2 pseudogenes are annotated in these 1,728 nt (G+C 67.0%); both read left to right on the top strand.

Annotation, left to right across the window (positions count from 1 at the left end):
* Nucleotides 1–1,277 (top strand): annotated as a pseudogene (locus JMF90_RS40470) (pseudouridine synthase); the annotation flags it as partial.
* Between the two features lie 36 nt (nt 1,278–1,313).
* Nucleotides 1,314–1,728 (top strand): annotated as a pseudogene (map, locus tag JMF90_RS35870) (type I methionyl aminopeptidase); the annotation flags it as partial.

Genomic DNA, 1,728 nt, shown 5'->3' with positions numbered 1-1,728 from the left:
CGATCGGCGTACGTCTTCCGATCGACCGGCTCGCCGCGATGACGATACACGTCCGCGCCGCACGGGCACTGATGAAGGCAAGCGCCCGTCCTATCGCGACAACGCATCCGGCGACGGCGCGAAGCGCAGTTTTGGCGATCGCCGCACGTCGTCCGATCGTCCGCCGCGCCGTGATGACGATGCACGTCCGCGTCGCGCAGGCGCCGACGAAGGCAAGCGCCCGTCCTATCGCGACAACGCATCCGGCGAAGGCGCAAAGCGCAGCTTCGGCGATCGCCGCACGTCGTCCGATCGTCCGCCGCGCCGCAGTCGACGACGATGCACGTCCGCGCCGTGCAGCAGGTGGCGACGACAGCAAGCGCCCGTCCTACCGCGACAAGTCCGCCGGCGACGGCGCGAAGCGCAGCTTCGGCGACCGTCCGGCCCGCCCCACGCGCGACGGCGAGCGCCGTTCGTTCGGCGCGGTGAAGACCGCGCAACCCGTCAAGCGCGCGGCGGCCGACGTCGACTACGGCGACGAAACGGGACTGATGCGCCTGTCGAAGCGGATGTCCGAACTCGGCATGTGCTCGCGCCGCGAAGCCGACGAATGGATCGAAAAGGGCTGGGTGCTCGTCGACGGCGCACGCATCGACACGCTCGGCACCAAGGTGCGCGCCGACCAGAAGATCGAGATCGACGAGCGTGCGAGCGCCGCGCAGGCCGCGCAAGTGACGCTCCTGCTGCACAAGCCGGTCGGCTACGTATCGGGCCAGGCGGAAGACGGCTACGAGCCGGCGGCCGTGCTGATCACGCGCGCGAACCGCTGGAGCGGCGACCATTCGCCGGTGCGCTTCTCCCCGCAACACCTGCATGCACTCGCACCGGCCGGCCGTCTCGACATCGACTCCACCGGCCTGCTCGTGCTGACGCAAAACGGCGTGATCGCGAAGCAGTTGATCGGCGAACAGTCGGACATCGACAAGGAATACCTGGTGCGCGTGCGCTTCGGCGAGCGACTGATCGACATCGACCAGCACTTCCCGGCGGAATCGCTCGCGAAGCTGCGCCACGGCCTCGAGCTCGACGGCGTCGCGCTGAAGCCCGCGCTGGTGAGCTGGCAGAACGGCGAGCAGTTGCGCTTCGTGCTGCGCGAAGGCAAGAAGCGCCAGATCCGCCGCATGTGCGAACTGGTCGGCCTCGACGTGATCGGCCTGAAACGCGTGCGCATGGGTCGCGTGATGCTCGGCGCGCTGCCGCAAGGCCAATGGCGCTATCTGTCCGCCGACGTCGTATAACTTCGTATAATGTATGCTATACGAAGTTATTACGACCAGCCGCCCGGCTATCCGCCGTACCCGAAGGCCACCTGCATTTCGGTCAACGACGTGATCTGCCACGGCATTCCCGGCGAGAAGGTGATCAAGAACGGCGACGCGCTGAACATCGACATCACCGTGATCAAGAACGGCTACTTCGGCGACACCAGCCGGATGTTCATCGTCGGCGAGGGTTCGATCCTCGCGAAGCGCCTCGTGCAGACCACCTACGAATGCATGTGGCTCGGCATCGACCAGGTCAAGCCCGGCGCGCACCTCGGCGACATCGGCTACGCGATCCAGAAGCACGCGGAGGCGCAGGGCTACAGCGTCGTGCGCGAATACTGCGGCCATGGCATCGGCACGGTGTTCCACGAGGACCCGCAGGTCGTCCACTACGGTCGCCCGGGCACCGGTATCGAACTGAAGG

Source organism: Burkholderia sp. E168m23 (assembly GCF_016586125.1).
GTDB classification, from domain to species: domain Bacteria; phylum Pseudomonadota; class Gammaproteobacteria; order Burkholderiales; family Burkholderiaceae; genus Burkholderia; species Burkholderia orbicola.
The sequence above is the reverse complement of the archived record's forward strand: the minus strand, read 5'-3'. Positions and strand labels throughout refer to the sequence as shown.